The organism is Acholeplasma sp. ORD1043 (genome assembly GCF_057808485.1).
On sequence record NZ_JAQLOJ010000001.1, the window covers coordinates 224,652 to 231,374 of the forward strand.

Below are 6,723 nucleotides of genomic sequence, written 5' to 3' on the forward strand. Positions count from 1 at the left end.
TATGATGAAGAAATATTTATCAATGTTATTATTCGTCATTGTAATGGGTGCTGTATCTACAGGTGTATTAATGGGTGCTGACTACATTACAAAAGACGCAATTGCAAGAAATGCAGAATTCGTATGGAAATCAGCAATTTTAACACATCATGAAATTGCACACACTCAAAATGATTTCGTCGAATTATTTGATAGTTCATTCCAAGTTGAAACTGAAGATACTGGAACTGAAGTCTTAACATTATATACTAATGTTGAAACAGGTAGACTATCCTTCCGTTTCAAAGGTATGGGCTTATGGGATTCAATCGAAGGTGTAATCACTTTTGAACAAGACTTTAAAACGATTGTTGGTATCACAGTTACAAAACAAGCTGAAACTCCAGGTCTTGGTGGTGTTGTTGCTGAAAAAGCATACTTAGATAAGTTTGTTGGTAAAGAATTTAGTGAGAACTTAGAAATTAAGATCATTAAAGGTGGTACAACTGAAAATTATGAAGTTGATGCAATCACAGGTGCCACCGGTACTTCTAATGCATTTGCAAACTTATTAACTGCTAACTATCGTAAATATGTGTATGCATTTAGTGACATGGATCCAAATGCGGTTTGGAAGAAAGCTATGCTTTCACATCATAATGTAGAATACACTTCTGCTAACTATGTAACCTTATTTGATGAAACATTCGATTCTAAATCTAAAGAATCAAATTCAAATTACTTAACACTTTACACAAATAAAACAACTGGTGCTGTAAGTTTCTTATTTGAAACTGGTGGATTAAATGGTCCAATCACAGGTGTATTATCATTACAATCAGACTTTGTAACAATTTTAAATGTAACTGTTCTTTCTAATAGTGAGGTTCAAGGTGCAGTCGTTGCTGAAAGAGAAATTCTTGACTCATTAATTGGTAAGAAATTCCCAGGTATTGTGTTTGTTGCAACACCATCTGCTGACAATGAAGCTTACGATGGATTTGCAGCCGCTACAACTACTAAGAGTAAATTTGCTGAAGGTCTAAATGCTGCTCAAGCATTATTCTATAATGTGTTCTTTTTAGATCAAGAAGTTCCTGAAGAACCAGAGGAACCAGAAGTTGACCCAACTATGGCTTGGAAACAAGTTATGTTATCCAATATTGGTGTTGATTCAACTGAGGCAGATTTTGCAACTCTATTCTCATCTAATTTCTATGAATGGGTTGAAGGTGACTTAACTTATTATGTTCACAAAACAAATCATTCATATAACTTCACTTTTGAAGGACAAGGTAAATGGGGTCCAATCAAATCTGTTCTAACATTAGAAACAGACTTCGTAACTATAAAGAAGGTTGTCGTATACGAACAAACTGAACAATGGGGTGCGAAGATTCAAACAAATCCTGCAATACTTGCTGCATTGACTGGAGTAAAACTATCAACTCCAATCCAAGCATTTGATGGTATGGCTGGTGCTACAGAAACAATGGATGGATTCTTAGTAAGTTTAAATGAAACTTATGCGAATTATTATGAAGCATTAGTATTAAATCCAATGAAAAAAGCAATGTTAGCAAATAACAATATTGCATTTACTGATGCTAACTTCGAATCACTATTTGATTCATCATTCGAAATTGAAACTTCTAATGGTTTAGTATTATATACAACTAAGTCAACTGGTGCTTTAAATATCTTAGTTGATTCAGAAGGTAAATGGAGTTCAATTAAATCTGTACTAACACTAGAAACTGATTTTGAAACAATTAAGAAAGTAACTGTTTACTCACAAAATGAAAAGACTGGTGCAAAAATTGAAACAACTCCAGAAATCTTAGCTGCTTTATCAGGTCTTAAATTTGAACCAACAATCGAACCATTTGATGGTATGACTGGTGCAACTCAAACAATGACTGGATTCTTAGCAGGATTGAATACAACTTATGCAGCATACTTTGAAGAATTTGGAGGTAACGAATAATGCAAGAACAAACAAATAAAAAACCTTCAACTTGGCTTCGTCTTCAATATAAGAAATGGTTCTTAGTCTTAAAGAAGGGGTTAACTGAAGAAAACCCAATTGTCGTAACAGTTTTAGGTATTTGTTCATCTTTAGCTGTTACTAACCGTGTAGAAAACGCGATTTTCATGGGCATCGGCGTTACATTCGTTATTATGGCATCAAGTGCAATCGTATCACTACTAAGAAATCTAATTCCACCTAAAGTTAGAATGGTTGCCTATATGGTTATCATCTCAATCTTTACGATTGTTGTACAAATGTTCTTACAAGCATATGTTCCAACAGTTGCTGCTAACTTAGGTGCTTATACTGGTTTAATTATTACTAACTGTATCGTTATGGGACGTGCGGAAGCATTCGCTATCAAAAACCCAGTACGATATACAATTATTGACGGCTTTGCGAATGGTTTAGGTTATACATTCGTTCTGATCTTAATTGCATCAGTTCGTGAACCTTTAGCATTTGGTACCTTCTTCGGTTATAAAGCACCATTTATGGCTGACTGGATTAACTGGAACGTTATGGCACTTGCTCCAGGCGGATTCTTCGTATTAACTCTATTCGCTTGGTTAATCAGAACCTTAATTGGTTCATATGAAGAAGATTAGGAGGAAAAAACATGTTAGAACTAGTAGAATTATTTTTAGCTTCAATGTTATCAAATAACATCGCCTTAATCTTCATTTTAGGTATGTGTTCATTGATTGCCATTTCAACATCAATTAAAAACTCAGTTAACATGGGTGTTGCAGTTATTGTAGTTGTTACAGCAACAGCAATGTTAAACTGGCCAATTTATGAATTACTAAAAGCAACTGGAACTACACAGTTATCACTTCTAGTATTCATCATCGTTATTGCAACGTTTGTTCAATTCTTAGAAATGTTCTTAGCAAAATTCTCACCAAAAATTTATGAAGCATTCGGTATCTTCTTACCACTGATTACAGTTAACTGTATCGTTCTAGCGGTTTCAATCTTCTTCCAAACAAGAGATTATAACTTTGCTCAAACTACAGTATTTGCTTTAGGTTCTTCTATCGGTTGGACTTTTGCAATGATCTTACTTGCTGGTGTTCGTCAAAAAATGTATCGCGTTTCAAATATTCCTAAAGGATTAAGAGGACGCGCAATTGCCTTCCTAATCTTAGGCATCTTAGCACTTGCCTTTATCGGATTCACCGGTATTGGTAGAGTAACATTCGGAGGTTAATATGGATTATATTTGGACACCAATAATTTTAATTTCAGTCTTAATCATTGTAACCTTATTAGTCATTTTAGTAGATAAACTATTAGGTGGTGGCGGCGAACGTAAGATTACAGTTAACAAAAACAATGTTGTCACAATTTCTGGTGATGATACTGCATTAAATGCTTTAACAAATAATAAAATTTTCTTACCATCTTCTTGTGGTGGTAAAGCAACATGTGGTACATGTAAATTCCGTTTAGTTGATTGGCATGAACCACCAAAACCAACAGAATTACCATTCTTATCAAAAGATGAGATTGAAGAAGGCGTACGTCTTTCTTGCCAAGTTAAAGTAACTCATGATATCGAAATTCAAGTCCCAGAATCTGTATTAAACGTAAAACCTTTCTGGGGTAAAGTTGTTGAAGTTGAACAATTAACTCACGATATTAAACGCGTTAAATTTGAAATGGAGGAAGACTTCCCATTCAAACCGGGTCAATATTTACAAATTACAGTACCTGGTATTGAAACAACTCGTGCTTACTCAATTGCCTCAGACTCAAAAGATTTACGTCATCCAGAAGTAATCATTAGATTAGTTCCTGGTGGGGTTGCAACAAAATTTGTACATAAAGCAATGATCGTTGGTGATAAATTAAAGATTACTGGACCATTTGGTGACTTCTTCTTAAAAGAAGATTCTAAACGTCCAATCATCATGATTGCAGGTGGTTCTGGTAAAGCTCCAATTCGTTCAATTATCTACAAATTAATGGATCAAGGCATGCCAAGAAATGCAACTTATTTCTTCGGGGCTCGTACTAAGAAAGACTTATATTACACTGATTATTTCTTAGATATTGCTAAGAAGTATCCTAAATTCAAATATGTACCAGCATTATCTACACCACTTCCAGAAGATGAATGGACATTAGATGTTGGTTTAATTACAGATGTTGTTAGACGTCATACAGAAGATTTATCTGGTCATGAAGCATATCTATGTGGATCACCTGGTATGATTGATGCATGTATTAAAGTCTTAAAAGAAAAAGGTATGCCAGAAGAGTATATCTACTTCGATAAATTCTAAATTCTAATAAATTTGAGATACGAGTCTTCGTATCTCTTTTTTTATGTTTCATTATATTTGACCGTTTTAGTCAATTAGGTTTATAATATAATCATGACATATGAAAATTTTGATAAATTAAATACACAAAAACAACAAAAAATATTAAATGCTTTCTTTGAAGTGGTATCAAAAAATGGATATTATCAAGCACCAACGGATGAAATTTGTCATCTAGCTGAAATTTCAAAAGGTGCGCTATTCCATTACTTTGGTACAAAAGAAAATCTACTAATCTTTGCATTTAATTATTCTGTGAATATTTTAAATAAAAATATAAATCCATCAAGTGCACCATCAATGGATTGTTTTGATTTTATCCAATATATAACACTAGAAAAATTAAAGTTACTTGATATTTATCCTTATATGATAACTTTCATGATGCGTGTTATAAATGAAAATAGGAACTTACTTTCTAAACATCAAGCACTGGATCTTTTAAAACATTACCAAGAGAGTCAAATATATTTATATCAACAACTAGACTTTTCACAATTAAAAGATGATATCACTAAGGAAGATTTCATTGTTTGGCAGACTATGATTTCAAACGGTTTTATCGAAATGTTTATACAAGCTCACGATAAAACATTACTAAAACAACATTTATTTAATCTATTTAATTCGATGAAACAACATTTTAGAAAATGATAATTCATAAAAGGAGGGGATATTATGAAATTAATAGAAGTTTCACATCTAACTAAAACATATGGTGAGGAAAAAGGCATTTTCGATTTAAGTTTTAACATAAATAAAGGAGAGGTTGTTGGATTTTTAGGTCCCAATGGTGCTGGTAAAACAACTACTATTAGAAATTTGTTGGGGTTCATAAAAAATCATGAAGGTAGTGCTTCAATTATGGGCTTTGATATTGATAAGGATCAAATCGAGATTCAAAAAATAACTGGTTACTTACCTGGTGAGATAAACTTCATTGATGATTTAGACGGTTCAACTCTAATACAACTTGTTGCTGATTTAAAGGGGGTAAAAGATTTGTCTTATGCACATGAACTCTTAAAGCTATTTGATTTAAATCCCAAACAACCGATTCATAAAATGAGTAAAGGTATGAAACAAAAACTTGGAATCATTTTAGCCTTCTTCTCAAAACCAGAACTCTTAATTCTAGATGAACCTTCATCAGGACTAGATCCACTTATGCAACAAAAATTAATAGAACTTATTTTAAAACATAAGCAATCAGGTTCAACTATTTTCTTGTCTTCTCATATCTTTGAAGAAGTTGAAAAGACTTGTGATCGAGTCATAATGATTAAAAAAGGTAGGATTGTTGCTAATAAATCTATCAAGGAATTAAAGGGAATTAGAAAAAAAGCGTATGAGATTACTTTTGATTCAGAAGACGAATTAACATCCTTCCAAAAAGAACACCCTTTAACAATTAAACATGATTTAACAGCTATTTACGAACTTGAATCCGATTTAAATGATTTAATTAAAATTCTAAATAACTATAAAATTAAAGATTTTGCAAGAAAAGAACTTCAATTAGAAGAAATTTTCATGCAATACTATGGTGAGTAAGATGATTTCATTACCTTTATATAAAAAAGAGATTAAATCTCAATTACCCCTATTCTTAATCTTTTCAGTACTAGTTTTGATGTATGGCATGATTGTCGTTACCCTTTTTAATCCAGATCCTGAAGCAGCCGGTTGGTTAGATTCAATCATTGTGATGTATCCGGAAATGATGGATTTGATAGGGTTTAACATAGCTGATTTTACAAATTACCAATTATTCATATCGGGTTATTTATACGGTATGTTATTCTTGTTATTTGGATTAATATATTCAATACTAGTTACTAACAGACTCATCTTTAGATATTTAGATAAGGGGAGTTTTGTTTATTTAATATCAACACCTAATTCTAGAACTAAAATTCTATTCACTCAAATTAAAGTTTTAGGTACTTATCTTTTTGGATTATCACTTCTCATGTATTTAGTTGTTACAATTCCTGGTTTAATGGCTTATGGAGATTATGTTGATCCAATTAAATTACTCTATTTAAATGCTTCGTATTTCATCTTACTTTTGTTTCTCTCTTCTATTAATGTATTATTTACAACGTTATTCGAAGGAAAGAAAGCATCAATACTAAGTATTGCAGTACCTGTTTTATTCTTCTTTATAAACATGATTGCTAATTTAGATAATGGTTTTAAATGGTTCGAATTCTTCACACCATTTTCTTTATTTAACACTGATTTGATTATTAATTTAGATGAATTAAGTTTCTTATTCAACGGAATTTTACTACTACTTTCAGGTCTGATGTATTTCATAACCTTTAAATTATTTAATCGAAGAGATTTGAATATATAATAAAAAAAGCCTACTTAGTT

The 6,723-nt window shown here is 31.9% G+C and carries 7 protein-coding genes; all 7 read left to right on the forward strand.

Going from position 1 to position 6,723, the window contains the following annotated elements:
* Nucleotide 1: 1 nt before the first annotated feature.
* The 7 genes from PG914_RS01085 (at nt 2) to PG914_RS01115 (ending at nt 6,703) form a co-directional block, all read left to right on the forward strand.
* The gene (locus PG914_RS01085) at nt 2-1,966 is read left to right on the forward strand and encodes an FMN-binding protein (protein ID WP_488821835.1); all 1,965 of its coding nucleotides are present in this window, start codon (nt 2-4) and stop codon (nt 1,964-1,966) included.
* Entirely contained in the window at nt 1,966-2,619 is a 654-nt protein-coding gene (locus tag PG914_RS01090; protein WP_488821836.1) for an Rnf-Nqr domain containing protein, read from the forward strand. The genes PG914_RS01085 and PG914_RS01090 overlap by 1 nt, the downstream gene beginning before the upstream one ends.
* Before the next feature lie 11 nt (nt 2,620-2,630).
* Nucleotides 2,631-3,224, forward strand: a complete 594-nt coding sequence (locus tag PG914_RS01095; protein ID WP_488821837.1) for an Rnf-Nqr domain containing protein — start codon at nt 2,631-2,633, stop codon at nt 3,222-3,224.
* A gap of 1 nt (nt 3,225) precedes the next feature.
* A complete protein-coding gene (locus PG914_RS01100; protein WP_488821838.1) occupies nt 3,226-4,302 on the forward strand; it encodes an NADH:ubiquinone reductase (Na(+)-transporting) subunit F in 1,077 nt (358 codons plus the stop codon).
* A gap of 93 nt (nt 4,303-4,395) precedes the next feature.
* Nucleotides 4,396-4,995 (forward strand): TetR/AcrR family transcriptional regulator, encoded by a 600-nt coding sequence (locus PG914_RS01105; protein WP_488821839.1) that lies wholly within the window; start codon nt 4,396-4,398, stop codon nt 4,993-4,995.
* A 24-nt stretch (nt 4,996-5,019) separates the two neighbouring features.
* Complete coding sequence (locus PG914_RS01110) at nt 5,020-5,895, forward strand: ABC transporter ATP-binding protein (protein ID WP_488821840.1); 876 nt, start codon at nt 5,020-5,022, stop codon at nt 5,893-5,895.
* Nucleotides 5,885-6,703: a hypothetical protein gene (locus PG914_RS01115; RefSeq protein WP_488821841.1), complete on the forward strand. Its 819-nt coding sequence runs from the start codon at nt 5,885-5,887 to the stop codon at nt 6,701-6,703. Before PG914_RS01110 ends, PG914_RS01115 begins: the two co-directional genes overlap by 11 nt.
* The last annotated feature ends 20 nt before the right edge of the window (nt 6,704-6,723 follow it).

What these genes read in the sequence shown, in the direction of transcription:
- PG914_RS01085 (WP_488821835.1), top strand. Translation starts at nt 2, where the DNA reads ATGATGAAGAAATATTTATCAATGTTATTATTCGTCATTGTAATGGGT.
- PG914_RS01090 (WP_488821836.1), top strand. Translation starts at nt 1,966, where the DNA reads ATGCAAGAACAAACAAATAAAAAACCTTCAACTTGGCTTCGTCTTCAA.
- PG914_RS01095 (WP_488821837.1), top strand. Translation starts at nt 2,631, where the DNA reads ATGTTAGAACTAGTAGAATTATTTTTAGCTTCAATGTTATCAAATAAC.
- PG914_RS01100 (WP_488821838.1), top strand. Translation starts at nt 3,226, where the DNA reads ATGGATTATATTTGGACACCAATAATTTTAATTTCAGTCTTAATCATT.
- PG914_RS01105 (WP_488821839.1), top strand. Translation starts at nt 4,396, where the DNA reads ATGACATATGAAAATTTTGATAAATTAAATACACAAAAACAACAAAAA.
- PG914_RS01110 (WP_488821840.1), top strand. Translation starts at nt 5,020, where the DNA reads ATGAAATTAATAGAAGTTTCACATCTAACTAAAACATATGGTGAGGAA.
- PG914_RS01115 (WP_488821841.1), top strand. Translation starts at nt 5,885, where the DNA reads ATGGTGAGTAAGATGATTTCATTACCTTTATATAAAAAAGAGATTAAA.